The following is a 25,219-nucleotide window of genomic DNA, read 5'->3' as shown; positions in this document are numbered from 1 at the left end:
CCTCGGTCACGCCCGCTCCCGCACCGCGTCCGCGAACGACGCCAGCCCGAGGTCGGCGCCGGGCCGCAGCGCGGCGAGGTGCTGCCGGGAGCCGAGCCGGATCGCGGCGACCTCGTCGGGCTCCAGGTCGGCCACCATCTGCGGGGTCGCCAGCCAGAGGTCCAGCACCGTCGCGTCGACCTCGAGGTGGAACTGCGTGCCGACCGCCGACCCGGCGCGGAACGCCTGCACCGGGGTGACCTCCGTCGAGGCGAGCAGGGTGGCCCCGGCGGGCAGGTCGACGGCGTCCGCGTGCCAGTGCAGCACGGTGGGGCGCGGGCCCGCCGGGGCGAGCAGCGGGTCGTGGGCGACGACGTCGACCGGGGCGAAGCCGATCTCGGTGCCGTTCCGGCGGTGCAGCGGCGCGCCGAGCGCGAGCGCCAGGAGCTGCATGCCGAGGCACACGCCCAGGGTCGGCACCCCGGCGTCCACGGCCTCCGCCAGCAGCCGGCGCTCGGCGGCGAGGCCGGGGTGGCCGGCGTCGTCGTCCGCGTCCTGGGGGCCGCCCATGACGACGAGCCCGGCCAGGTCGGCGACGGCGGGCAGCCGCGGCGACGGGTCGTCCAGGACGGTCCGGGTCGTGATCGGCAGGCCGTCGAGCGCGCGGGCGACGAGGCCCGGCCCCTCGTGCGCGACGTGCGTGAGGACGAGGACGGGGCGCGGCGAGGTCACGACGCGACCCTAACCGGTGCGCGGCGCGGCGCGGCCGGGACGCGGACGGGCCCGGGCCGGGGACTCGCGACCCCGGCCCGGGCCCGTCGGCACGTCAGGCGCGCGCCCACCCGGCGCCGCGCCGTCCGGTCACCACCCGTCGGGCAGCGGCCGCCCCTCGTCGTACCCGGCGGCGGACTGGATGCCGACCACGGCCCGCTCGGCGAACTCGTCGAGCGAGGTGGCACCGACGTAGGTGCACGAGGACCGGACGCCGGAGGTGATCCGGTCGAGCAGGTCCTCCACGCCGGGGCGCTCGGGGTCCAGGTACATCCGCGAGGACGAGATGCCCTCCTCGTAGAGCGCCTTGCGCGCGCGGTCGAACGCGGAACCGCCGCGGGTGCGCGCGGCGACCGCGCGGGCGGAGGCCATGCCGAAGCTCTCCTTGTAGAGCCGGCCGGAGCCGTCGGCGTGCAGGTCGCCGGGGGACTCGTGGGTGCCGGCGAACCAGGACCCGACCATGACCTGCGACGCGCCCGCGGCGAGCGCGAGGGCCACGTCGCGCGGGTGCCGGACGCCGCCGTCGGCCCAGACGTGCTTGCCGAGCTCGCGGGCGGCGGCGGCGCACTCGAGGACGGCGGAGAACTGCGGGCGACCGACGGCGGTCATCATCCGGGTGGTGCACATGGCGCCGGGGCCCACGCCGACCTTGACGATGTCGGCGCCCGCGGCGATCAGGTCGCGGGTGCCCTCGGCGGTGACGACGTTGCCGGCGACGACCGGGACCCGCGGGTCGAGCGAGCGGACGGCCTCGAGGGCGTCGAGCATCTTGCGCTGGTGGCCGTGGGCGGTGTCGACGACCAGGACGTCGACCTCGGCGTCGAGCAGCGCGGCGGCCTTGCCCTTGACGTCGCCGTTCACGCCCACGGCGGCGGCGACGCGCAGCCGGCCCTGCGCGTCGAGCGCGGGGGTGTAGATCGACGAGCGCAGCGCGCCGACCTGGGTGAGCACGCCGACGAGGCGGCCGTCGCGGACGACGGGGGAGAACTTGCGGCGCGAGCCGTGCAGCCGCTCGAACGCGGCCTCCAGGCCGGCGACGCCGCCGGACTCGACCACGGACAGCTCGACGGTCGTCGGGTCGCCGGACATGACGTCGGCGATCTGGGTGAACCGGTCGACGCCCTCGCAGTCGGCGGGGGTGACGACGCCGACGGGACGGTCGCCCTCGACCACGACGGCCGCGCCGTGCGCCCGCTTGCCGATCAGGGTGAGCGCGGTGTGCACGGTGTCCTGCGGGGACACCACGACGGCGCTCTCGACCACGGTGTGCTTGGCCTTGACCGACGCGACGACGTCGGCGACGACCTCGGTCGGCACGTCCTGCGGCAGCACGGCGAGGCCGCCGCGGCGCGCCACGGTCTCGGCCATCCGACGGCCGGCGACGGCGGTCATGTTGGCGACGACGACCGGGATGGTGGTGCCGGTGTCGTCGGACGCCGCGAGGTCGACGTCGAAGCGGGAGGCGACCTCGGACCGCGACGGGACGAGGAAGACGTCGCCGTAGGTGAGGTCGGAGGAGGGCTGGTGCCCGGGCAGGAAGCGCATAGGTGTGTTCCCCTTTCCGCCCGATGCTACCCGCCCCCCGTGGCCCCCTACCCGGGTACGCACTACTCCTTCACAGCACCGGCGCTCTGGTTCATGATCCGCTTCTGGAACACGAAGAACAGCACGGCGACGGGGATCGTCATGATGGCCGCGGCGGCCAGCTTGAGCGGGTACTGCGTGCCCTGGGACAGCTGGCCGGACGCGAGCTGCGCGACGCCCTTGGTGAGCGTGACGAGCTGCGGGTCCTGGGACGCCACGATGAAGTGCGACAGCTCGTTCCACGAGCCCTGGAACGACAGGATGACGATGGTGACCAGCGCGGGCCGGGCCATCGGCAGCACGACGGACCAGAACACCCGGAACGTCCCGGCGCCGTCCATCCGGGCGGCCTCCTCGACCGACGGCGGGATCGACTCGAAGAAGTTCTTCATGATGAAGATGCCGGCGGCGTCCGCGAGCAGCGGGATGATCAGGCCGGCGAACGAGTTGTAGATCCCGACCTGCTTGATCACGAGGAACTTCGGGATGAGCAGCACGACGTTCGGCACCGCCATGACGGCGACCAGCCCGGCGAACACCAGCGCCCGGCCCCGGAACCGCAGCCGGGCGAGGGCGTACCCGGCGAGCGAGTTGATGAGCACCCGCCCGATGGTGACGACCACGGTGACGACGACGGAGTTCCGGAACCACAGCGGGAAGTCCGAGCGCAGGAACAGCCGCTCGTACGCGGCGGTCGACCAGGTCTGCGGGATCAGCGAGATGGCGTTCTGCGCGGCCTCGGCGTCGGTCTTGAAGGACGTCGCCACCTGGATGAGGAACGGGTAGACGTACAGGATCGCCAGGACGACCAGCACCGCGTAGGTGAAGGACGTCGCGAGCATCCGGCGCCGGCTGCGGCGCGCTCGCGGGACGGCGCCCCCGCCGGTGCGCCCGGCCGGCCCGCCGGACGCGCCCCGGGTGCCGCTGGAGACGGTGGCGGCGGTCATCGGTCGCTCCCGGTCGTGGAGGTGGAGGTCGTGGTGGCCGCGCCCGGCCCGCCGGTCGTCGCGGCGGTCCCGGCGACGGCGGCCGGGGGAGCGGGCGGGTCCCGGAGGAACCGCTTGCGGCGGGGCACGTCGCGCTCGCGCAGCACGATCCGCTGCAGCACGGTGAGCAGCACGATGATCGCGAACAGCACGAACGCGATCGCGGCGCCGCGGCCCCACTCGTTGTTCTGGAACGCCGCGGTGTACGACAGGTACGCCGGGGTCAGGGTGGTCTTCGCGGGGCCGCCCTGAGTGCCGGTGTAGATCTGGTCGAACACCTGCCAGGTGCCGATCAGGCCGAGCGTCACGACGGTGAACACGGTCGGCTTCAGCATCGGCAGCGTGACCCGGAAGAACCGCTGCCGGGCGTTCGCGCCGTCCATGACGGCGGCCTCCTCGACCTCGTGGGACACGGCCTGCAGCGCCGCGAGGAACAGCAGCATGAACGTGCCCGAGGTGGTGAAGATCGCCAGCAGGATGAACGCGGTCATCGCGACGGACGGGCCGGCGGCCCACTCCCAGAGCGAGATGCCGAGGAACCCGTGCTGCGCGAGCGCGGCGGGCGCGGCGTCCACGCCGACGGTGCCGAGCAGCAGGTGGATCACGCCCTGCGGGTCGTTGAACCAGTTCGGCCCGGTGATCGACAGCGTCGCGAGGATCGCGTTGATCGTGCCGGACGCGGAGAACAGGAACAACCACAGCACGGTGATCGCCACCGAGGACGTCACGGAGGGGAAGTAGAACGCCGTCCGGAAGAAGCCCTTCCCGCGCAGCGCGGCCCGGTTGACCATCGTCGCGAGGAACAGGGCGAGCGCGGTCTGCAGCGGCACGACGAGCAGCACGTAGTACGCGTTGTTGCGCATGGCCGTGCCGAAGTCCTGGGTGGCGAGGCCGCCGCCGAGCAGCAGGCGCCGGTAGTTGTCGAGCCCGACGAAGCCGACGTCGGACGACAGCGGGCTGCCGCGGCCGGTCCAGTCGGACAGGCTGACCCAGAGCGCCATGAGCACGGGCACGACGAGGAACAGCCCCAGGATGACGAGCATCGGGGTGAGGAACAGCCACCCCGACGCGGCCTCGCGGCCCCGGGCTGACCCGGGGCCGCGACGCCGGCGGCGGAGCGGCACCGCCGCGGTCGACATGGTCGTCAGGACGCGTTCTCGTCGAGGACGGCCTGCAGGTTCGTCTGCACCGAGCCGAGGATCGCGGCCGGGTCGCCGGTCTTCAGGCCCTCGAGCTGGGCGTTGAAGTCCGTGATGACGTCCGCGGCGCCGCGGGCGTTGACGACGTTCTGCGCGAAGTCGGCCGAGTCGATGAACGCGGTCATCTCCGGGAACAGCTCCTTCCAGCCGTCCGCCGCCGACTGCACGGACGGCATGACGCCGAACGCCTCGGAGAACGCGAGCTGCTGGTCGGTGGCGGTCAGGTACTGCACCAGGTCGACCGCGTCGGACTGGTTCGAGGAGTCGGCGGCGACGCCCCAGCAGTTGGTGAACTGCAGGGTGCCCTGGCCGGCCGGGCCGGCGGGCAGCTCGACGACCTGGTAGTCGACGTCCGGGTAGTCGTTCTCCATCGCGCCGGTGATCCAGTTGCCCTCGATCGTCATGGCGGCCGCGCCGGTGCCGAACGCCTCGCCGCCCCAGCCGGTGCCGAGGTCGGCGGCGTAGGCCGCGGACCCGGACGCGAGCAGCTGCTGGACGTAGGTGAGGCCCTCGACGTTCTCGGCGGAGTCGGCGGTGGCCTCGGTGCCGTCCGCGCTGACCAGCGAGCCGCCGGCCTGAGCGAGGAACGCGCCGACGCGGGCGTACTCGCCGGAGAAGCCGAGGCCGACCTGGTCGCCGGTGGTGAGCTTCCCGGCGACGTCGGTCAGCTGGTCCCAGGTGGTCGGGACGTCCGCGTCCGTCAGGCCCGCGGCCTCCCAGGCGGTCGTGTTGATCACCAGGCCGAGCGTCGAGAAGTCCTTCGGGGCGCACACCAGCTGGTCGTCGTAGGTGAACTGCTCCACCAGCGAGGGGTAGAAGTCGTCCGCGTTGTCGAGCTCGGACCCGTACGGATACAGCGAGCCGTTGGCGGCGTAGGTCTGGAACTGGTCGGCGCTGACGTAGAACACGTCGGCCGGGTCGCCGGACGCGAAGCCCTGGCTCAGCTCCTGGGTCAGGTCGGAGGCGACCTGCACCGTCGCGTCCACGCCGGACTCCTCGGACCAGGCGGCCACGGCCTCCTTGACGGCGTCGGTCTCGGCGTCGCCGGACGAGCCGATGAGGATGCTGAGCGAGCCGCCGCCCTCGGTGGACGCGGCGTCGGCGCCGTCGTCGTCGAAGCCGGAGCCGCCGCCGCAGGCGGACAGGGCGAGGACGCCGGCTGCGCCGACGGCGGTGGACGCCAGGAGGCGCCGTCCTCGCGCGGGGATGCGGTGCTGCATGGGGGTTCTCTCCTTCAGGGGGTCGTGCACGGAGGGTGGGTGTCGTCAGGGGGTGCGGCTGGACGCGCGCTCGACGAGGTGCGGTGCCAGGAGGACCTCGCGGCTGCGGGTCCCGCCGGTGCCGTCGAGCTGGTCGAGCAGCAGGTCGAGGGCGCGCTGCGCGGCCTCGGAGAGCGGCTGGGCGACGGACGTCAGGCCGACGGCGGCCGCGACGGGCGTGTCGTCGAACCCGACGACGGCGAGCGTCGTGCCCTGGCTGCGGGCGACGGTGAGGGCGCCGAGGGCGAGGGAGTCGGAGGCGCAGACGACGGCGGTGGGCGCCGCGTCGGCGAGCACCCGCTCGGTCGCCTGGGCACCGGCGGCGACGCCGTCGGGGACGCGGGCGTGCAGCCGCCGCAGCAGGGACGCGTCGTGCCCGGCGTCGACCATCGCGGCGGCCCACCCGGCGGCGCGGTCCTCGCCGACGTCCGAGCCGTCGGGCCAGCCGAGGTAGGCGATCCGCTCGTGGCCGAGCCGGCGCAGGTGGTCCACGGCCGCGCGGGTGCCCGCCGCGCCGTCGACGTCGACCCACGGGTGGGCGCCGGCGCCGGCGGGCCGCGCGCCCCACGGGCGGCCGAAGGTCACGAACGGCACGTCGCGCTCGGCGAGCCAGGCGGCCCGCACGTCGTCGCGGTGCGTGCTGGTGAGCACGAACGCGTCCAGGTCCGCCGTGTCGAGCAGCTCCCGGTACTGGGCGATCTCGCCCGCGTCGTCGTGCGCCGTGAACAGCATGACGCGGTAGCCGCGCGCCTGGGCGCTCTCGGTCAGCGCGTGCAGGAACCGGTCCAGCACGGCGCCGTTGATGCCGTCGTGCACCGGCTCCAGCCGCAGGCCGAGGACGCGGGACCGGCCGGTGCGCAGCTGGCGGGCGGCGGCCGAGGGCCGGTAGCCCAGCGCGTCGATGGCGGCGCGGACCCGGTCGGTGGTGTCGGCGCGCACGAGGTGCGGCGCGTTGAGCACGTTCGACACGGTCTGCCGGGACACGCCGGCGCGCTGGGCCACGCTCTCCAGCGTCGGCCTCGTCGTGGCGTCCATGGGCGCTCCCTCGCGGCGGTCGGTGTGCATATGATCGTTCCAAGTTGCGATTGGAACGCTCAAACGAATGCCCCTAGAGTTGCCAGCGCCCCCGGGCCTGTCAAGCCGGGCGGGGCCGCCCGGGGTCACGATCCGGTCTCGGCGGGCCGCCCACGCGACCACCGCACACCCCCGAACGACGAGGTACCCATGGAGCTCCAGCCCCTGCTGCACGACCTGCTGGTCGCCGTCCACGCGCCCACGCAGGCGTGGTCGGACGCCGACGGCCAGATCGGCCTGGCGGACGGTCGCGGCGCCCAGGGCGTCTACCACGGCGACGTGCGCGTGCTGTCCGGCGCGCGGCTGACCGTCGGCGGGACCGCGCCCGAGGCCGTGGCGTCGGGCGCGGACGGCCCGGGGCGCGCCCGGACCGTGCTGCTCGCCCGCACGGTCGACGGCCCCGGCGCCGACCCGACGGCCCGGGTGGAGCGGCTCCGCGAGGTCGTGCCGGGCCGGGTGACGGAGACGCTGACGCTGTCCTGCTCCACGGCGGACCCGGTGGCCGCGCGCCTGGAGGTGGCGCTGCGCCCGGACGGCACCCCGATGGACTGGATCAAGTCGGGCGCGGCCGTGCAGGCCGCCCCGACGCCGGAGCGCACCGCCGACGGCGCCCGCTGGCAGGCCGACGCGGACGTGGCGGCGGTGCTCACCGCCCCCGGCGCCGCGGTCGCGGTGGACGGGGACGGCACCGTCCGGCTGGCGTGGGACGTCACGGCGAGCACGGAGATGCCGGTCACGGCCACCTGGTCCCTCGACGTCACCGACGCGGCCGGTCCCGTCACCGCGCCGCGCCGCCGGGATCCGGAGTGGCAGCCGCTGCAGGTCGAGGCGGCGGACCGCCGGCTGCCCGCGCTGCTGGACCAGGCCCTCGCCGACCTCGGCACCCTGCGGCTGAGCGCCCGGTTCGCGCCGGACGACGTCTTCCTGGCCGCGGGGGCCCCGTGGTTCTTCACGCTGTTCGGCCGGGACTCGATCTGGGCGGCGCGGATGCTGCTGCCGCTCGGCACCGAGCTGGCGGCCGGCACCCTGCGCACCCTCGCGGCGCTGCAGGGCACCACCACCGACCCGGCGACGGCCGAGCAGCCCGGCAAGATCCTGCACGAGGTCCGCCGCGCGGAGCTGTCCATGCCCGGGGAGGGCACGGTGCTGCCGCCGGTGTACTACGGCACGGTCGACGCGACGCCGCTGTGGGTCTGCCTGCTGCACGACGCCTGGCGCTGGGGCATGCCGGCCGAGGAGGTCGAGGCGCTGCTCCCCGCCATGGAGCGGGCGCTGGCCTGGATGTCCGACCACGGCGACTCCGACGGGGACGGGTTCCTCGAGTACGTCGACGAGACGGGCTCCGGCCTGGCGAACCAGGGCTGGAAGGACTCGGGCGACTCGGTGCAGTGGAAGGCCGGCGGCCTCGCGACCGGGCCGATCGCGCTCGCCGAGGTGCAGGGCTACGCCCACGAGGCCGCGGTCGCCGGCGCGGCGCTGCTCGACGCGTTCGGCCGCGAGGGCGGCGACCGGTGGCGGGCGTGGGCCGCGGAGCTCGCCGAGCGGTTCCGGGCGTCGTTCTGGACGACCGACGAGCGCGGCGCGTACCCGGGCATCGCCCTGGACGCCGACAAGCGGGTCGTCGACACCGTGACGTCGAACATCGGCCACCTGCTCGGCACCGGCATCCTGTCGGCCGAGGAGGAGGCGACGGTCGCCGCGCGCCTGGTCGGCGCGGACATGGACTCCGGCTACGGCCTGCGCACCATGTCGACGGGGTCGGCCGGCTACTGGGCGCTGCGGTACCACGGCGGGGCCGTCTGGCCGCACGACACCGCGATCGTGGTCCAGGGCCTGGCCCGCGCCGGGCACGCCCGGGAGGCCGCCGCGCTGGCGGAGGGGCTGCTCGCCGCCGCGCAGGACTTCGACCAGCGGCTGCCCGAGCTGTACGGCGGCGACGCCCGCGGCACGGTGCCGCGCGCGGTGCCGTACCCCGCGGCGTGCCGCCCGCAGGCGTGGTCCGCGGCGGCGGCGGTGTCGGTGCTCGGCGCGGGGCTCGGGCTCGCCCCCGACGTGCCGGGCGGCCGGCTCGTCGTGGCGCCGCCGGCCCCGTCGCCGCTGGGCGCCGTGTCCGTCCGCGGGCTGCGGCTCGGCGGGCGGCCGCTCGCCGTGCGGGTGGGCGCGGACGGCTCCGTCCAGGTGGAGGCCGAGGCCGACGTGGCGGTGCACCTGCGGTCCTGAGCGGACGGCACCCGGTCGCGGGCACGTCGCCCGCGACCGCGACGACCCCGCCCCGTAAGGTGGGCCCTCTCGTGCGCGGGCCGCGCGGACGACGGCGACGGGCGGTGGGACATGGGGCTGCTGGACCAGATCGGGTCCCCGGCCGACCTCCGCGCGCTCAGCGCCGGGCAGGTCCGGGCGCTGGCCGCCGAGATCCGCGGCTACCTGGTCGACCAGGTGTCCCGCACGGGCGGGCACCTCGGGCCGAACCTCGGCGTGGTCGAGCTGACGATCGCGCTGCACCGGGTGTTCGAGTCGCCGCGGGACACGCTGGTGTTCGACACCGGGCACCAGGCCTACGTGCACAAGCTGCTGACCGGGCGGAAGGACTTCGGCCGGCTGCGCCGCCGCGGCGGGCTCTCGGGGTACCCGAGCCGGGCCGAGTCCGAGCACGACGTGGTCGAGAACTCGCACGCCTCGACCGCGCTGTCCTGGGCGGACGGCATCGCGCGGGCGAACGTGCTCGCCGGCCGGTCCGACCGGCACGTGGTGGCCGTCGTCGGCGACGGCGCGCTCACCGGCGGCATGGCCTGGGAGGCGCTCAACAACATCGCGGACGGCGCGGACCGGCGCCTGGTCGTCGTGGTGAACGACAACGGCCGGTCCTACGCGCCGACGATCGGCGGGCTCGCCCTGCACCTGGACGCGCTGCGCACCACTCGCGGCTACGAGACCGTGCTGTCGTGGGGCAGGCAGGCGCTCCGCCGGTCCGGCCCGCCCGGGCGGGTGGCGTACGACGCGCTGCACGGCCTGAAGAAGGGCATCAAGGACGTCGTCGCCCCGCAGGGCATGTTCGAGGACCTCGGGCTGAAGTACGTCGGGCCGGTCGACGGCCACGACGAGGCGGCCGTGGAGTTCGCGCTGCGCCGGGCGCGGTCGTTCGGCGGACCGGTCATCGTGCACGTGATCACCGAGAAGGGCCGCGGGTACACGCCGGCCGAGCAGGACGTCGCCGACCGGTTCCACGCCGTCGGGCAGATCCACCCGGAGACGGGGCTGCCGGTCGCGCCGTCCCGGTTCGGCTGGACAGGGGTGTTCGCGGACGAGATCGTCCGGATCGGCCGGCGCCGCCCCGACGTCGTGGCGATCACGGCGGCGATGCTGCAGCCGGTGGGCCTCGCGCCGTTCGCCGAGGCGTACCCGGACCGGACGTTCGACGTCGGGATCGCCGAGCAGCACGCCGTGACCACGGCCGCGGGCATGGCGTTCGCCGGGCTGCACCCGGTGGTCGCCGTGTACGCGACCTTCCTCAACCGCGCCTTCGACCAGGTGCTGATGGACGTCGGCCTGCACCGGGCGGGCGTGACGTTCGTGCTGGACCGCGCCGGGCTGACCGGGGACGACGGCGCGTCGCACAACGGCATGTGGGACCTGGCGGTGCTGGGCGTGGTCCCGGGGCTGCGGCTGGCCGCCCCGCGCGACGAGGACACGCTGCGCGCGGCGCTGCGGACGGCCGTGGACGTGGACGACGCCCCGACCGTGGTGCGCTACCCGAAGGGCGCGTTGACCGAGGCGCTGCCGGCGGTGGACGACGTGGACGGGGTGGACGTGCTCGCGCGGCACGCCGGCCCGGACGGCGCGCGGTCCGTGCTGGTGTGCGGCGTGGGCGCGATGGCGCGCACGGCCCTGGCGCTGGGGCAGCTGCTGGCGCAGCACGGGCTGCGGGTGACGGTCGTCGACCCGCGGTGGGTGCTGCCCGTGCCCGCCGCGCTGGTGAAGCTCGTGGGGGAGCACGACCACGCGGTCACGATCGAGGACGGCGTCCGCGAGGGCGGCGTCGGGTCCGCGGTCGGGCTGCGGGCGCGGGACGCCGGGATCGCGACGCCGGTGCAGGCGTTCGGGGTCCCGCGGCAGTACCTCGAGCACGCCAGCCGGGACGAGCTGCTGACCGGGCTGCGGCTCACGGCGCCGGACCTCGCGCGCGACGTGCTGGCGGCGCTCGGCGCCGCGTCCTGACGCCCGCGCCGCGGCCACGACGGGACCTGCGTCCGCGACGTGAGCACCGTCACGCGGCGGATCCGCGCCCCTGACGAGGGCGGGGGACCTCGGTCCCAAGACATCCCATGACCTCGTGAATAGCGTCGCAAGTACGACGCACTCAGCGAGGGAGCTTCAGATGTCCACCACAGCAACCACCCCCACCGGGACCGACGCCACCGCGCCGGCCTGGGACGGATTCGTCACCGGACCCTGGTGTGACGGGATCGACGTCCGCGACTTCATCCAGCGCAACTACACGCCGTACACCGGCGAGGCCGACTTCCTCGCCGGCCCCACCGAGCGCACGACCGGCATCTGGGCGAAGCTCAGCGCGATGTTCCCGGCCGAGCGGGCCAAGGGCGTCTACGACATCGACAACCACACCCCGTCGACGATCGTCTCGCACCCGGCCGGCTACATCGACCAGGAGAACGAGCTCATCGTCGGCCTGCAGACCGACGCCCCGCTCAAGCGCGCCATGATCCCCAACGGCGGGTGGCGCATGGTCGAGAAGAGCCTCGAGACCTACGGCTACGACGTCGACCCCGAGGTCGCCAAGATCTTCACCACCTACCGCAAGACGCACAACGACGGCGTCTTCGACGTGTACCCCCCGAACGTCCGGGCCGCGCGCTCGTCGCACATCATCACCGGCCTGCCCGACGCCTACGGCCGCGGCCGCATCATCGGCGACTACCGCCGCGTGGCGCTGTACGGCGTCGACGCGCTGATCGAGGCCAAGCGCCTCGAGCGGCACGAGATGGACATGGAGCCGTCGGTCGAGGACGTCATCCGGGACCGCGAGGAGAACGCGGAGCAGATCCGCGCGCTCGTCGAGCTCAAGCAGATGGCCGCCTCCTACGGCTACGACATCTCCAAGCCGGCGACCACCGCCCGCGAGGCCGTGCAGTGGCTGTACTTCGCCTACCTCGGCGCCGTGAAGGAGCAGAACGGCGCGGCGATGTCGCTGGGCCGCACGTCGACCTTCCTCGACGTGTACCTGCAGCGCGACCTCGCGTCGGGCGCGATCACCGAGGAGTTCGCCCAGGAGCTCATCGACGACTTCGTCATCAAGCTGCGCATCGTCCGCTTCCTGCGGACCCCGGAGTACGACCAGCTGTTCTCCGGCGACCCGACCTGGGTCACCGAGTCGATCGGCGGCATCGGCGAGGACGGCCGCTCGCTGGTCTCCAAGACGTCGTTCCGGTTCCTGCAGACGCTGTACAACGTCGGCCCGGCCCCGGAGCCGAACCTGACCGTGCTGTGGAGCAACCGGCTGCCCGAGGGCTTCAAGAAGTTCTGCGCGCAGGTCTCCATCGACACGTCGGCCATCCAGTACGAGTCGGACGACCTCATCCGCACCTCGTGGGGCGACGACGCGGCGATCGCCTGCTGCGTGTCCCCGATGCGGGTCGGCAAGCAGATGCAGTTCTTCGGCGCCCGGGTCAACATCGCCAAGGCGCTGCTGTACGCGATCAACGGCGGTCGCGACGAGGTCTCCGGCAAGCAGGTCGCGCCGGTGTCCGCGCCGGTCGAGGGCGACGTGCTCGACTACGAGGACGTGGCGGCGAAGTACGACAAGCTGCTCGACTGGCTGGCCGAGACCTACGTCGACGCGCTGAACTGCGTGCACTACATGCACGACAAGTACGCGTACGAGCGGCTCGAGATGGCGCTGCACGACCGGCAGATCCTGAGGACCATGGCCTGCGGCATCGCCGGCCTGTCGGTCGTGGCTGACTCGCTGTCGGCCATCAAGTACGCCAAGGTCACGCCGGTGCGCGACGAGGACGGCCTGGTCACGGACTACGTGATCGAGGGCGACTTCCCGAAGTACGGCAACGACGACGACCGCGCCGACGACATCGCCGTGGGCATCACCAAGGCGTTCATGGAGAAGATCCGGCAGCACAAGACCTACCGGAACGCGCTGCACACGCAGTCGGTGCTGACGATCACGTCGAACGTCGTCTACGGCAAGGCCACGGGCAACACCCCCGACGGCCGCCGCGCCGGCGAGCCGTTCGCCCCGGGCGCCAACCCGATGAACGGGCGCGACTCGCACGGCATGCTCGCCTCGGCGATGTCGGTCGCGAAGCTGCCGTACTCCGAGGCGATGGACGGCATCTCGCTCACCTCGACGGTCGTGCCCTCGGGCCTCGGCCGCACCAAGGAGGAGCAGGTGGCGAACCTGGTGGGCCTCATGGACGCGTACAACGTGTCCTCCGGCTACCACCTGAACGTCAACGTCCTCAACCGGGACACGCTCGAGGACGCCATGGAGCACCCCGAGAAGTACCCGCAGCTCACCATCCGGGTGTCGGGCTACGCCGTGAACTTCGTGCGGCTGACCCGCGAGCAGCAGCTCGACGTGCTGTCCCGGACGTTCCACGGCGGCATCTGACGCCGACCGGCGGACCACCGCCCGGCCCGGGGGAGCAGCCCCGGGCCGGGCGGCCCGCCACCCGCAGCACCCGTTCCACCGCACCACCCAGCAGGACCCCGCGAGGAGGTCGCGACCCATGAGCAGCAGCCAGTCCGTCGTCGGCGAGGGCGGCGCCCCCGTCATCGAGCTGGGCCTGCCCGTCACCGGCGGCTCGCACGAGCGATCCACGGCCGGCACCGCAGGCCTCGCGGTCAGCGACGCGGAGCGCAGCGAGAAGTTCGCGCAGATGCGCGCCGGCGAGCTCGGGTCGCTGCACTCCTGGGAGCTCGTCACCGCGGTCGACGGCCCCGGCACCCGGCTCACGACGTTCCTGGCCGGCTGCCCGCTGCGCTGCCTGTACTGCCACAACCCCGACACGATGGAGATGCGCCGCGGCGAGCCGGTGCTCGCCGAGGAGCTGCTGCGCCGGATCAAGCGCTACGTGCCGGTGTTCGCGGTGACCGGCGGCGGGCTCACGATCTCCGGCGGCGAGCCGCTCATGCAGCCGGCGTTCGTGGCGCGGCTGCTCCGCGGCGCCAAGGACCTCGGCGTGCACACCGCGATCGACACCTCCGGCTACCTGGGCGCGCACTGCTCGGACGCGATGCTCGCCGACATCGACCTGGTGCTGCTCGACGTGAAGTCGGGCATCCCGGAGACCTACAAGAAGACGACCGGGCGCGATCTGCAGCCCACGCTCGACTTCGGCCGCCGGGTCGCCGCGAGCGGCACCGAGATCTGGGTGCGGTTCGTGCTGGTGCCCGGGCTCACGGACGCGCCGGAGAACGTCGACGCGGTCGCCGACTACGTCGCCACGCTGTCCACCGTCAGCCGCGTCGAGGTGCTGCCGTTCCACCAGATGGGCCGGGACAAGTGGCAGAGCCTCGGCCTGACCTACGAGCTGGAGGACACCCAGCCGCCGAGCCCCGAGCTGGTGGCCCGGGTGCGGCAGCAGTTCCGGGACCGCGGGCTGACGGTGTTCTGAGCGGTGCGGGCGCCGGGCGGCGCCCCCCGCGTCAGGCCGCCACGGCGCTCGCGTCGGCCACGCCCGGCGGCAGCAGCCGGCGCCCGAGCACGCGCTCGGACCAGCCGGTCCGGTCCAGCCACGGGCAGATCCCGCCGAGGTGCGCGGGCCAGCCGGCGCCGAGCAGCATCGCCAGGTCCACCTGGTCGGCGGACGGCACCACGCCCTCGTCGAGCAGCGCGCCGATCTCCTCCGCCAGCCCGCGGGCGACCCGGTCCAGCACGGCACCCTCCTGCTCGGCCCGCGTCCCGCCCGCCGTCGGCGCACCGAAGACGTCCTGGATCGCGGGGTCGACGACCGGGAGGCCCGCGGGACCCGGTCGCGCGACCGTGCGGCCCTGCTCGACCAGGGCGTCCAGCCCGACGGACCGGGGGTAGCGGTCGCCGAGCTCGTCGTGCAGCGTCACCAGGACGTGCCGGGCCACCGGCAGGCCGACGAGCTGCAGCAGCGCGAACGGGCTCATCGGCAGGCCGAGCGGTCGCAGCGCGGCGTCGGCGGCCTCGACCGGCGTGCCGTCCTCGACCGCGCCGAGCACGTCCGCGAGCATCCGCAGCAGCACCCGGTTCACGACGAACCCCGGCCGGTCGGTGGTGCGGACGACGGTCTTGCCCGCGCGGCGCGCGACGTCGACCGCCGTGGCCAGCGCGGCGGGGTCGGACGCGTCGGTCGCGACGACCTCCACCAGCGGCATCTGCGCCACGGGGTTGAAGAAGTGCAGCCCGACGACCCGCTCCGGGTGCACGAGGCCGTCCGCCATCGCGGTCACCGACAGTGCGGACGTGTTGGTGGCCAGCACGCAGTCGGGGCGGACCAGGGCCTCCACCTCGGCGAACACCGCGCGCTTCACGTCGAGCACCTCGGTGACGGCCTCGACGACCAGGTCGGCGTCCGCGAGATCGGCCAGGTCGGTGCCGACCCGCACGCCGTCGAGCAGCGCCCGGCCCGTGTCCTGGGGCAGCCGGCCGCGCTGCACGGCGGACTCCACGAGGTCGCGGACGCGCTCCCGGCCGGCCGCGGCGCGCTCCTCGTCGACCTCGCGCATCGCCACCGGCACTCCGAGCCGCGACCCGAGCAGGACGGCGAGCTGGGCCGCCATGAGCCCGGCGCCGACGATGCCGACCCGGCGGACCTCGCGCGGCGCAGGGCCGTCGGACTCGGCCCGCGCCGCGCGTCGCGCGCCCCGGCCGGTGAGCTCCGCGGCGTACAGGGCGGCGCGGGCCTCGTCGGACGCCAGCAGCCGGGACAGCGCGTCGTCCTCCGCGCGGAAGCCCGCCTCCCGCTCGCGGGAGCCGGCACGGGCGAGCAGGTCGAGGGCGTGCGCGTACGCGGGTGCGGCGCCGTGCAGCCGGGCGTCCAGCGTCGCGGCCGCGCGGGTGACCGGGTCGGTCTCGCCCTCCGGGACGGGCGGCACGGCGGCACCGCGGCGGTCCGGGGAGCCGGAGCCCAGCACGCCGGCGGTCCACGCGAGCGCCGACTGCTCGAAGCCCTCGACCGGCAGCACCGTGTCGACCAGGCCGAGCTCCAGCGCCTGCTCCGCGGTCGTGAGCCGGTTGTTCGCCAGCGGGCGCAGCACCGCGAGATCGACGGCCGCGGGCAGGCCGACGAGGCGGGGGAGCAGCCAGGAGCCGCCCCAGCCCGGCACGATGCCGAGCGAGGCCTCCGGCAGCCCGATCGACCGGATGCCGGCGGCCGCGACCCGGTGGTCGCAGTGCAGCGCGAGCTCCAGGCCGCCGCCGAGCGCGTGCCCGGTCAGCCAGGCGAACGTCGGGACCGGCAGCTCGCCGAGCGGTCGCAGCGCGGCGTGCCCGGCCTCGGCGAGCGCACGGGTCTGCGCCAGGCCGTCCAGGCGCCGCGCGACGGACAGGTCCGCGCCGGCGACGAAGCAGCCCGGGCGGCCGGTGACGGCCACGGCGGCGATCTCGCCGGCCTCCGCGCGGGCGCGCACGGCGTCCAGGGCCTCGCGCAGCACCGTGAGGCCACGCGGGCCGAGGGTGGTGGGGCGGCGCTCGTCGGTCGCGGTGAGCGTGAGCAGGGTCAGCACGCCGGCGCCGTCCGGCAGGTCGACGTCCCGGGTCGTCACGCGCAGGACGTGGTCGTCGGCCTCGCCGGGCAGGTCGCGCGCGGCGGCCGCGGCGGCCGTGGGCGCGGCGGGTGCGGGCGTGCCCGCGGTGCCGGGTGCGGCGGGGTCGCGCGGGGCGGACGACGGGGACGGCTCGGTGGCGGCGTGACGCATGCAGCACTCCCAGGGGACGACGGTGTCCGGTCGGAACACCCGCGACCCTAACGCCGCCGCCCCGCGCTGTCGCGGTGCGACGGCGGCGGCGCGCCGCGGCCCCGCAGGTCAGCGGGTGGCCTGGGCGCATGCGCGGGTGCCGCGCGGCTCTTCCGGCGCCGACTGTGCAAGAAACGCGCCGAGTGGGTACCCGGCGGATACACACTCGGCGCGGTTCTTACTCACTCGGCGGAAGGGGGACGGCTGCGGCCGCGCGGCGGGGCGCCGGGCGGGGCGTCAGGCCGGGGTGGCCACCGCGGCGAACGCCTCCGCGAGGCGCGGGGCCAGCAGGCCGACCTGCCACGGGCGCGCGCCGCCGGCGGTCAGCCGCTCGGCGAGGTGCGCCTCGTCGGCGGGGGTCGGCGGGGCCCAGCACACCCGGCGCAGCAGGTCCGGCTGCAGCAGGTTCTCGGCGGGCACGGTGTGCGTCTCGGAGAGCTCGGCGACGACGGCGCGCGCGGCGGTGAGCCGGGCGGCGGCGGCCGGGTCGCGGTCGGCCCAGGCGCGCGGCGGCGGCGGGGCGTCGGTGCGCGGCCCGCGGCTGCTGGGCAGCTGGTCGTCGGGCAGCTGCAGGCCGGTGTCGATGGCGCGCTGCCAGAGCGCGGCGCGCCGCCGGGTGCCCTTGCCGGAGAACTGCGGCAGCGCGACGAGCTGTGGGACGGACCGGGGGAGCGCCTGCGCGGCGGCGACGATCGCGGCGTCGGGCAGCACGCGGCCGGGGGAGATGTCCCGCTGGCGGGCGTTCTCGTCGCGGGTCTCCCACAGCGAGCGGACGACGGCGAGGCGGCGCGGGTCGCGGATGGCGTGCACGCCGGACACCCGGCGCCAGGGCTCGACGCGCGGGGCGGGGGGTCCCGCGAGGCGCACGGCCTCGAACTCCTCGGCGGCCCACTGCGCCTTGCCGGCGACGGCGAGCCGCTCGGCGAGCACCTCGCGCAGCTCGACCAGCACCTCGACGTCGAGCGCGGCGTACCGGAGCCACTGCTCGGGCAGCGGGCGGGTGGACCAGTCGACGGCGGAGTGCTCCTTGGCGAGCCCGAGGCCGAGCAGCTCGGCGACGACGGCGGCGAGACCCACGCGCTCGAGCCCGAGCAGCCGGGCGCCGAGCTCGGTGTCGAAGACGCGCGACGGGCGCATGCCCTGCTCGGCGAGCGCGCCGAGGTCCTGGGACGCGGCGTGCAGCACCCACTCGACGCCGACCAGGGCGTCGGACAGCGGCGACAGGTCGGGCAGCGCGACCGGGTCGATCAGCGCGGTGCCCGCGCCCTCGCGGCGGACCTGCACCAGGTAGTTGTGCTGGCCGTAGCGGTAGCCGGACGCGCGCTCGGCGTCCACGGCGACGGGGCCGGTGCCCGCGCCGAACGCCTCGACCACGCGGGCGAAGGCCTCGGGGGTGTCGACGACGGCGGGCACGCCCTCGGCGGGCTCGGTCAGGGGGACGACGGCGGCGGGCTCGGGCCCCGTCGGCACGGGGGCGTCCGCCGGGACGTCGTGGTCGGCGCCGGCCGGGGCGCTGGACTCCTCGGCCGGGGTACCGGCCGGGTGCGGGACTGACTGCATGGGACAACCGTAGGCCGTCGGGGCGCCGCTCCCGTCCCGGCGCGCAGGCGCGGCGCCGGGTGCGGTGCGCGGCGCGGTGTCCGGCACGGCCCGTGCGCTCAGGCGAGCAGGCCGGTGCGGATGGAGATGGCGACCAGCGCGGCGCGGTCGCCGGTGCCGAGCTTGCGCGAGATGCGCGCGAGGTGGCTCTTGACGGTGAGCGCGGACAGGCCGAGCTCGTCGCCGATGGCGCGGTTGCTGAACCCGTCGGCCACCAGGCGCAGGACGCTCAGCTCGCGCGAGGTCAGGTCGGGGCGGGTGCGCGCGAACGGCGACGGCACCGCGCCGGGGGCGGCGCCGGGCTGGCCGACGGTCGCGTTGGGCTCGGTGGCGACCGCGCCCCGGAGGCCGCCGGTCAGCAGGCCGACGAGGTCGCGGCGGCCGGCGCGGCGGGCGAGCAGGATGACGCGGCCGGAGCCGCGGCGGCGCAGGTTGCGCACGAGGGTCTGCCCGTCGCCCTCGGCGAGCTCGGTGACCACGACGCACATCTGGCCGAGGGGCCGCCGGCGCGGGTCGGTGCCGGTGCCGGCGCCCTGCGAGGCCGGGCGGCGCGCCTGGGTGGCGACCGCGCCCGTGCGGGCACCCGGGACGCCCGGCGCCAGGCCGGTGCCTCGTCGAATCGGCTCGATGCTCACTACGGTGCCCCCTTGACGGTCCAACACTTGCCCCCTCTATCGGCCCGCCGCCCCGGTGTCTTGAGCAGATCGGGTGACATCGTGACCCGCCCGTGACCCGGATGTCACGGGTGCCCGCACCCCGGACGCCGGGCCGCCTAGTGCCGGGGACCCAGCGCGACGACGCCCTCGGGCAGCGGCGGCAGCCCGGCGACCGTGCACAGCAGGGTGCCCCACGCGCGCAGGTGCGGGGCCAGGTCCTCGTCCCGGGCCGTCCAGGAGGCGCGCAGCTCGAGCTCGCAGAGCTCCGGGCGCTCGTCCAGGGCGCCGAACGACTGGGACAGCACCCGGGTCACGGTGCCGCCGGCCGCGCGGGCGTCGACGTCGGCGGAGGCCAGCGCGTCGGAGAACCAGCTCCAGGCGACCTCGGCGAGCAGCGGGTCCTGGCCGACCTCGGGCTCCAGCGTGGCGCGCACGAGGGTCACGAGCCGGAACGCCCCGTCCCAGGCCTCCTGGCCGGCGGGGTCGTGCAGCACGACGAACCGGCCGGACGCCAGCTCCTCGGCCTCGGGGTCCCGGCGGCCGCTGCGGACGTCGGCGACCAGGGCGGCGGTGTACGGGGCGATGCGCGCGGGCCCGGGCGCCTCCTCGAGGGACACCTCGGGGCGCAGGGTCACCCCCCGCAGCGACCGCAGGGCGCGCAGGAACTCCGGTGGCGCGTCGCGGGGGCCGGTGCTCACAGCGCCGAGCGTAGGGCGGACGCTCTCGACCTGCGGTCGCGGCACGCCGGGCGGGGAGCGCCCGGACTAGGGTGATCCTGCCCTGGCACCCCTTCGAAGGAGCACCCGCGCATGTCTGCACCCGCCGCACAGATCGGCGTCACCGGCCTGGCCGTGATGGGCCGCAACCTCGCCCGCAACCTGGCCCGGCACGGCTACACGGTCGCGGTGCACAACCGCTCCCAGGCGAAGACGGACTCGCTGATCGCCGACCACGGCACCGAGGGCACCTTCGTGCCGTCGGTGACGACCGAGGAGTTCGTGGCGTCGCTGGAGCGGCCGCGCAAGGTGATCATCATGGTCAAGGCGGGCGCGGCGACCGACGCGGTCATCGAGGAGCTGGTGCCGCTGCTGGACGAGGGCGACATCGTCATCGACGCCGGCAACGCGCACTTCCCGGACACCCGCCGCCGCGAGGCCGCGCTGCGCGAGAAGGGGCTGCACTTCGTGGGCACCGGCGTGTCCGGCGGCGAGGAGGGCGCCCTGAACGGCCCGTCGATCATGCCGGGCGGCTCCCGCGAGTCGTACGAGGTCCTGGGCCCGATCCTCGAGGACATCTCGGCCAAGGTGGACGGCACCCCGTGCTGCACCTACGTCGGCCCCGACGGCGCCGGCCACTTCGTCAAGATGGTGCACAACGGCATCGAGTACGCCGACATGCAGCTGATCGCGGAGGCCTACGACCTGCTCAAGCAGGGCCTGGGCGCCAGCGCCTCCGAGATCGCCGACATCTTCCGGACCTGGAACGAGGGCGACCTCGAGTCGTTCCTCATCGAGATCACCGCCGAGGTGCTGTCCCAGGTCGACGCCGAGACCGGCGCCGCGTTCGTGGACGTCGTGCTGGACCAGGCGGAGCAGAAGGGCACCGGCCGCTGGACCGTGCAGAACGGCCTGGACCTGGGCGTGCCGATCACCGGCATCGCGGAGGCCACGTTCGCCCGCGCCCTGTCCGGGTCCGTCCCGCAGCGCACCGCGGCCCGCGGCACGCTGCCCGCGCACGCCGGCACGTTCGAGGTCGCGGACCGGGACGCGTTCATCGAGGACGTCCGCCTGGCGCTGTACGCGTCCAAGGTCGTCGCGTACTCGCAGGGCTTCGACCAGATCGCCGCGGCGTCCGCCGAGAACGGCTGGGACATCGACCGCGGCGCGATGGCCCGCATCTGGCGCGGCGGCTGCATCATCCGCGCCCGTTTCCTCAACCGGATCACCGAGGCGTACGAGCGGGACGCGGACCTGCCGCTGCTGCTCGCCGACGAGTACTTCACCGGCGCGGTGGGCAACGGCGTCGCCGCGTGGCGCCGGGTCGTCGCGCAGGCCGCGCTGGCCGGCGTGCCGACCCCGGCGTTCTCGTCCTCGCTGTCGTACTACGACGGCGTCCGTGCCGAGCGGCTGCCCGCGGCGCTGATCCAGGCGCAGCGCGACTTCTTCGGCGCGCACACCTACAAGCGCGTGGACAAGGACGGGACGTTCCACACCGAGTGGTCCGGCGACCGCGCCGAGCACGAGGCGTGAGCGCCGCGACGCCGGCGCCGGGCACCGACGCGCTGCGTGACCTGCAGCCCGTCATGCTCGGCGCCGACATCGGCGTGTACGCGCTCGCGCGCGCGTTCCACGAGGCGTACGGCGTCCGGTCGATCGTCGTGAGCGGGGCGGCCCTGGGGCCGGTCGCCGACTCGCGGATCGTGGACAACCGGCTCGTCGCCGACGGGCACGACCCGCGCCAGCTCGTCGACGCCGTGCTGGAGGTGGCCCGCGAGCAGGCCGGGAAGCGGCTCGTGCTGCTGGCGAACTCGGACTGGCTGGTCCGCGTCGTCGTGCAGCACCGCGCCGAGCTCGAGCCGCACTACGTGGTGCCGTTCCTCGGCGAGGAGCTGATGGACCGGCTGTCCGACAAGGCCACGTTCGCGGAGATCGCGACGGAGCTGGGCCTGGCCGTGCCGCGGACGATCGTCCAGGACTTCGCCCTCGCGGACGACCCGGCCTGGGCGCCGGTCCCGGTGGACGTCGGCTACCCGCTGATCGCCAAGGCGGCCAGCAGCGCCGACTACCAGGAGGTCGAGTTCCCGGGGAAGAAGAAGGTCTTCGAGATCGCCTCGGCGGACGAGCTCGACGCGCTGTGGGCGTCGCTGCGCGGCGCGGGCTACCGGGGGCGGTTCGTCGTCCAGGAGCTCGTGCCGGGCGACGACACGCAGATGCGGTCGATCACGGCGTACGTGGACTCCCGCGGCTCGATCACGCTGCTGGCCTCCGCGCACGTGCTGCTCGAGGAGCACACCCCGTCCGGCCTGGGGAACCCGGCCGCGATGGTCGTGACCCGGGAGCAGGGGATGCTCGACCAGGCGGCGGCGTTCCTGCGCGGCGTGGGCTACGTCGGGTTCGCGAACTTCGACGTGAAGGTCGACCCGCGCGACGGGTCGTTCCGGTTCTTCGAGGTGAACCCCCGCATCGGCCGGAACAACTACTACGTGACGGCCGCCGGGGCGAACGTCGCGCGGTTCCTGGTCGAGGACCGGGTCCTGGACCGCGCGGTCGAGCCGGTCGTGGTCGACACCGAGGTGCTGTACTCGATCCTGCCGCACCGGCTGCTGCTGCGGTACGTGCTGGACCCGGCGCTGGCCGGGAAGGTGCGCGGGCTGATCCGCGCCGGGCGGGTGGCGCACCCGCTGCGGTACCGCCGCGACGCCGGGCTCAAGCGGCGCTGGTACGTGCTGGCCGCCGGGCTGAACCAGGTGCGCAAGTTCCGCCGGTTCTACCCGGAGCCGACCAGCACGGGGTTCTGACCCCGGCGCCCCGACGCCCCGACGCGCGACGGCCGGTGCCCCCGAGCGGGGGTGCCGGCCGTCGTTATGCGTGCGGGTCGGTCTCAGCCGAGCTCGGACGTCCCCGAGTACAGGTGCAGCACCGGCACGTGCAGCTCCTCGCGGGCGCGGGACGCCCAGTCGCGGTGGAACGTGTCCTCGAGCGCGTGCGGGTAGGTCACGACGACCACCTCGCGGGCGCCCTCGGACGCGACGGCGGCCTGCAGCGCGGGCAGCGGGTCGTCGTCCACGACCGTGCCGGTCGCGGTCACGCCGGCGTCGGCGAACGCGGCCAGGCTGTCGGCGAGCTGCTCGGCGGCGTCGGCGGTGGCCTCGGTCGGCTTCGGCTCCCGGCCGAGCACCGTGTCGAGCGCGTCGCGGAGCTCGCCCAGGCTCAGCTGGTCCACGAGCGAGACGAGCACGTTGCGCTCGGTGTCGGCGGGGACGAGCACGCGGTACCGCAGCTGCTCGCCGTCGTGCAGCGAGACGATGTGCGCGACGTCGGCGGCGGCGAGGGTGTCCTCCGTGAGGACCAGGATCGTGTCGGTCACGACTCGACCCTAGCGGGCGTCGGCGCTGCTCACCCGGGCGGCGCGGCCGTCAGCCGGCCGAGCCCAGCACCCAGCGGCCGAGCAGCATCCCGTCGGCGTGCAGCAGGTGCGCCGGGCGGGCGGTCAGCGGCTCGAGCCACTCGGGCCCCTGCACCGCCCGCAGGCCCGGGCCGCCGACGACCAGCGGGCTGGTGGTGAGGCAGAGCTCGTCCACCAGGCCGGCGCGCACCAGGTCGGTGAGCAGGCGGGGTCCGCCCTCCGCGAGCACGCGGGTCAGGCCGCGGTCCCCGAGCGCGGCGAGGGCGGCGGCGAGGTCGACGGCCTCGTCCCCGGCCACCAGGACCCGGTCGTCGCCGAGCTCAGCCCGCAGGTCGGCGAGCCGCGGGTTCCCGGGGACGGTGACGACGTACGGAGGCCGGTGCGTGCCGCGCAGGCCCTCGGGCAGCGCGCCGGACGCGGTGACGAGGGCGAGCTCCAGCTCGGGCGCCTGGCCGCGGGCGGCGCGGGCCGCGCGCAGGTCGGCGGGGACGGCCAGCGGCGTGTACCCCTCCGCGCGGGCCGTGCCCGCCCCGACGAGCACCACGTCCGCGACGGCCCGCATGACCCGGAACACCCGCCAGTCCGCGGGGCCGTTGATGCTCCGCGACCGCCCGTCGGGGCCCTGGGCGGACCCGTCGACGGTGGCGATCATGTTGGCCCGCACCGCCGCCGTCCGGCCGGCCGCGGGGGCCGGGTGCGCGTACAGGTCGTGCAGGGCGGGCTCGCCGTGCTCGGGGGCGAGCCTCGTGCCCGACCGGTCGAGGGGCAGCAGCACGTCCAGGGGCGGGAGCTCGCGGGGCATGGCGGTCAGGCTAGTCGTAGGCTGTGCGGCCGTGAGCCCCAGCCCCGCCACGCCGACGACGGCGAGCCTGACCTCCCGGCGCCCCGACGTCGGCCGCGACCGCCTGCTCGCGGAGCGCGTGCCGCCGCCGCACTTCGCCGGCGAGTCCTTCGACACCTACCGGCCCGACCCGGAGTACCCGAGCCAGGCCGCCGCGGTGGCCCGGCTGCGCGAGGTCGCCGCGGCGCTGACCGGCGGGGGCGGGTCCGGCGGCCTGCTGAGCCGGCTGCGGCGCAAGCCTGCCGCGGTGCCCGCGGTGTACCTCGACGGCGGGTTCGGCGTCGGCAAGACCCACCTGCTCGCCTCGCTGGCCGCGGCGGTCGGGCCGGAGGCGGCGGCGTACGGCACGTTCGTGGAGTGGACCAACCTGGTCGGCGCCCTCGGGTTCCGGCCAACCGTCGACGCGCTGGCGACCCGGAAGCTCGTCTGCATCGACGAGTTCGAGCTCGACGACCCCGGCGACACCGTGCTCATGTCCCGGCTGCTGCGCGAGCTCACCGACCGGGGCGTGGCGCTCGCGGCCACGTCGAACACGCTGCCCGAGTCGCTCGGGGAGGGCCGGTTCGCGGCCGACGACTTCCTGCGCGAGATCCAGGACCTCTCCGACCGGTTCGAGGTGCTCCGGATCGACGGCCAGGACTACCGGCGGCGCGAGGCCGTGACCGACGCGCCCGGGCTGGACGACGACGCCGTGCGGGCCGCGACCGCAGGGGTCGCCGGCGCGACGCTGGACGACTTCGGCGACCTGCTGGCGCACCTGTCGACCGTGCACGCGTCGCGGTACGGGGCGCTGCTCGACGGGGTGGCGCTGGTCGGGCTGACGGGCGTCGGCCCGGTGCCGGACCAGGACGTCGCCCTGCGGCTGGTGTCGCTGGTGGACCGGCTGTACGACCGGGACGTGCCCGTGCTGCTGGGCGGTGCGGGGGAGTCAGTCCTGTTCACCGAGCAGATGCTCGCGGGCGGCTACCGCAAGAAGTACTACCGGGCCCTGTCCCGCCTGGGCGCCCTGGCCGAGCGCGGTCGCCAGGAGGCCGCCTCCCGCACCTGAGGGCCGGCGCTCGGAGGCTCCGCGCGGCGGTGGAGAGGTGCGCGGGCCCTCGTGGTGCCCCGCGGACCACCTCGGGCCCGCGCGGAGTCTCCGAACGGCGGTGCGGGACTACGGGGCGAGGACCGCGACCGAGCGGGG

At 75.2% G+C, this 25,219-nt stretch carries 19 protein-coding genes; 7 read left to right on the top strand and 12 right to left on the bottom strand.

Annotated features, from left to right (window positions below):
• Positions 1 to 6: 6 nt before the first annotated feature.
• The 6 genes from G6556_RS05590 to G6556_RS05565 form a co-directional block, all read right to left on the bottom strand.
• Entirely contained in the window at positions 7 to 711 is a 705-nt protein-coding gene (locus G6556_RS05590) for a type 1 glutamine amidotransferase (RefSeq protein WP_166939320.1), read from the bottom strand.
• Positions 712 to 840: 129 nt separating this feature from the next.
• Entirely contained in the window at positions 841 to 2,295 is a 1,455-nt protein-coding gene (locus G6556_RS05585; protein ID WP_166939318.1) for a GuaB1 family IMP dehydrogenase-related protein, read from the bottom strand.
• 62 nt (positions 2,296 to 2,357) lie between these two features.
• Positions 2,358 to 3,176 carry a carbohydrate ABC transporter permease gene (locus G6556_RS05580; protein WP_240933760.1) on the bottom strand — a complete coding sequence of 273 codons (819 nt, stop codon included), beginning with the start codon at positions 3,174 to 3,176 and terminating at the stop codon, positions 2,358 to 2,360.
• Positions 3,177 to 3,277: 101 nt separating this feature from the next.
• Positions 3,278 to 4,459, bottom strand: coding sequence for a sugar ABC transporter permease (locus G6556_RS05575; protein WP_166939314.1), 1,182 nt, complete (start codon positions 4,457 to 4,459; stop codon positions 3,278 to 3,280).
• Between the two features lie 5 nt (positions 4,460 to 4,464).
• Entirely contained in the window at positions 4,465 to 5,739 is a 1,275-nt protein-coding gene (locus G6556_RS05570) for an extracellular solute-binding protein (RefSeq protein ID WP_166939313.1), read from the bottom strand.
• Positions 5,740 to 5,784: 45 nt separating this feature from the next.
• Positions 5,785 to 6,813, bottom strand: coding sequence for a LacI family DNA-binding transcriptional regulator (locus tag G6556_RS05565; RefSeq protein WP_166939311.1), 1,029 nt, complete (start codon positions 6,811 to 6,813; stop codon positions 5,785 to 5,787).
• Positions 6,814 to 7,002: 189 nt separating this feature from the next.
• Between G6556_RS05565 and G6556_RS05560 the strand changes: the two genes are divergently transcribed.
• The 4 genes from G6556_RS05560 (at position 7,003) to pflA (ending at position 14,501) form a co-directional block, all read left to right on the top strand.
• Positions 7,003 to 9,072, top strand: coding sequence for a glycogen debranching N-terminal domain-containing protein (locus G6556_RS05560; RefSeq protein WP_166939309.1), 2,070 nt, complete (start codon positions 7,003 to 7,005; stop codon positions 9,070 to 9,072).
• Between the two features lie 111 nt (positions 9,073 to 9,183).
• Positions 9,184 to 11,067, top strand: a complete 1,884-nt coding sequence (gene dxs, locus G6556_RS05555) for a 1-deoxy-D-xylulose-5-phosphate synthase (RefSeq protein ID WP_166939308.1) — start codon at positions 9,184 to 9,186, stop codon at positions 11,065 to 11,067.
• 160 nt (positions 11,068 to 11,227) lie between these two features.
• Positions 11,228 to 13,495: a formate C-acetyltransferase gene (gene pflB, locus G6556_RS05550; protein ID WP_166939306.1), complete on the top strand. Its 2,268-nt coding sequence runs from the start codon at positions 11,228 to 11,230 to the stop codon at positions 13,493 to 13,495.
• Between the two features lie 118 nt (positions 13,496 to 13,613).
• Positions 13,614 to 14,501 carry a pyruvate formate-lyase-activating protein gene (pflA, locus tag G6556_RS05545; protein ID WP_166939304.1) on the top strand — a complete coding sequence of 296 codons (888 nt, stop codon included), beginning with the start codon at positions 13,614 to 13,616 and terminating at the stop codon, positions 14,499 to 14,501.
• Positions 14,502 to 14,532: 31 nt separating this feature from the next.
• Here pflA and G6556_RS05540 read toward each other — a convergent pair whose 3' ends face one another.
• The 4 genes from G6556_RS05540 to G6556_RS05525 form a co-directional block, all read right to left on the bottom strand.
• Positions 14,533 to 16,812, bottom strand: a complete 2,280-nt coding sequence (locus G6556_RS05540) for a 3-hydroxyacyl-CoA dehydrogenase NAD-binding domain-containing protein (RefSeq protein WP_346774740.1) — start codon at positions 16,810 to 16,812, stop codon at positions 14,533 to 14,535.
• Between the two features lie 237 nt (positions 16,813 to 17,049).
• On the bottom strand, positions 17,050 to 18,372 hold the full coding sequence (locus G6556_RS05535) for an HRDC domain-containing protein (RefSeq protein ID WP_166939302.1): 1,323 nt from the start codon (positions 18,370 to 18,372) through the stop codon (positions 17,050 to 17,052).
• 98 nt (positions 18,373 to 18,470) lie between these two features.
• The gene (locus G6556_RS05530) at positions 18,471 to 19,046 is read right to left on the bottom strand and encodes a LuxR C-terminal-related transcriptional regulator (RefSeq protein WP_346774739.1); all 576 of its coding nucleotides are present in this window, start codon (positions 19,044 to 19,046) and stop codon (positions 18,471 to 18,473) included.
• Positions 19,047 to 19,183: 137 nt separating this feature from the next.
• A complete protein-coding gene (locus G6556_RS05525; RefSeq protein ID WP_166939301.1) occupies positions 19,184 to 19,765 on the bottom strand; it encodes a DUF3000 domain-containing protein in 582 nt (193 codons plus the stop codon).
• A gap of 111 nt (positions 19,766 to 19,876) precedes the next feature.
• Here G6556_RS05525 and gndA point away from each other — a divergent pair, with 111 nt between their 5' ends.
• On the top strand, positions 19,877 to 21,316 hold the full coding sequence (gene gndA / locus G6556_RS05520) for an NADP-dependent phosphogluconate dehydrogenase (RefSeq protein WP_166939299.1): 1,440 nt from the start codon (positions 19,877 to 19,879) through the stop codon (positions 21,314 to 21,316).
• The gene (locus tag G6556_RS05515) at positions 21,313 to 22,584 is read left to right on the top strand and encodes a hypothetical protein (protein ID WP_346774738.1); all 1,272 of its coding nucleotides are present in this window, start codon (positions 21,313 to 21,315) and stop codon (positions 22,582 to 22,584) included. The genes gndA and G6556_RS05515 overlap by 4 nt, the downstream gene beginning before the upstream one ends.
• A gap of 83 nt (positions 22,585 to 22,667) precedes the next feature.
• Here G6556_RS05515 and G6556_RS05510 read toward each other — a convergent pair whose 3' ends face one another.
• Both G6556_RS05510 and G6556_RS05505 read right to left on the bottom strand, forming a co-directional pair.
• Positions 22,668 to 23,153, bottom strand: coding sequence for a hypothetical protein (locus G6556_RS05510; protein ID WP_166939297.1), 486 nt, complete (start codon positions 23,151 to 23,153; stop codon positions 22,668 to 22,670).
• A gap of 49 nt (positions 23,154 to 23,202) precedes the next feature.
• Positions 23,203 to 23,994: a dihydrofolate reductase family protein gene (locus G6556_RS05505; RefSeq protein WP_166939296.1), complete on the bottom strand. Its 792-nt coding sequence runs from the start codon at positions 23,992 to 23,994 to the stop codon at positions 23,203 to 23,205.
• Positions 23,995 to 24,025: 31 nt separating this feature from the next.
• Here G6556_RS05505 and zapE point away from each other — a divergent pair, with 31 nt between their 5' ends.
• Positions 24,026 to 25,081 (top strand): cell division protein ZapE, encoded by a 1,056-nt coding sequence (gene zapE / locus G6556_RS05500; protein ID WP_346774737.1) that lies wholly within the window; start codon positions 24,026 to 24,028, stop codon positions 25,079 to 25,081.
• The last annotated feature ends 138 nt before the right edge of the window (positions 25,082 to 25,219 follow it).

This window comes from Cellulomonas sp. IC4_254 (assembly GCF_011603975.1).
Classification (GTDB): domain Bacteria; phylum Actinomycetota; class Actinomycetes; order Actinomycetales; family Cellulomonadaceae; genus Cellulomonas.
Note: the sequence above shows the minus strand (reverse complement) of the source record. Positions and strands in the feature narration are given on the sequence as shown.

Coding starts and splice junctions, on each gene's coding strand:
- G6556_RS05505 (WP_166939296.1), bottom strand. CDS start 23,994: ATGCCCCGCGAGCTCCCGCCCCTGGACGTGCTGCTGCCCCTCGACCGG.
- dxs (WP_166939308.1), top strand. CDS start 9,184: ATGGGGCTGCTGGACCAGATCGGGTCCCCGGCCGACCTCCGCGCGCTC.
- gndA (WP_166939299.1), top strand. CDS start 19,877: ATGTCTGCACCCGCCGCACAGATCGGCGTCACCGGCCTGGCCGTGATG.
- G6556_RS05535 (WP_166939302.1), bottom strand. CDS start 18,372: ATGCAGTCAGTCCCGCACCCGGCCGGTACCCCGGCCGAGGAGTCCAGC.
- G6556_RS05585 (WP_166939318.1), bottom strand. CDS start 2,295: ATGCGCTTCCTGCCCGGGCACCAGCCCTCCTCCGACCTCACCTACGGC.
- pflA (WP_166939304.1), top strand. CDS start 13,614: ATGAGCAGCAGCCAGTCCGTCGTCGGCGAGGGCGGCGCCCCCGTCATC.
- G6556_RS05565 (WP_166939311.1), bottom strand. CDS start 6,813: ATGGACGCCACGACGAGGCCGACGCTGGAGAGCGTGGCCCAGCGCGCC.
- G6556_RS05570 (WP_166939313.1), bottom strand. CDS start 5,739: ATGCAGCACCGCATCCCCGCGCGAGGACGGCGCCTCCTGGCGTCCACC.
- G6556_RS05560 (WP_166939309.1), top strand. CDS start 7,003: ATGGAGCTCCAGCCCCTGCTGCACGACCTGCTGGTCGCCGTCCACGCG.
- G6556_RS05580 (WP_240933760.1), bottom strand. CDS start 3,176: ATGCTCGCGACGTCCTTCACCTACGCGGTGCTGGTCGTCCTGGCGATC.
- G6556_RS05575 (WP_166939314.1), bottom strand. CDS start 4,459: ATGTCGACCGCGGCGGTGCCGCTCCGCCGCCGGCGTCGCGGCCCCGGG.
- pflB (WP_166939306.1), top strand. CDS start 11,228: ATGTCCACCACAGCAACCACCCCCACCGGGACCGACGCCACCGCGCCG.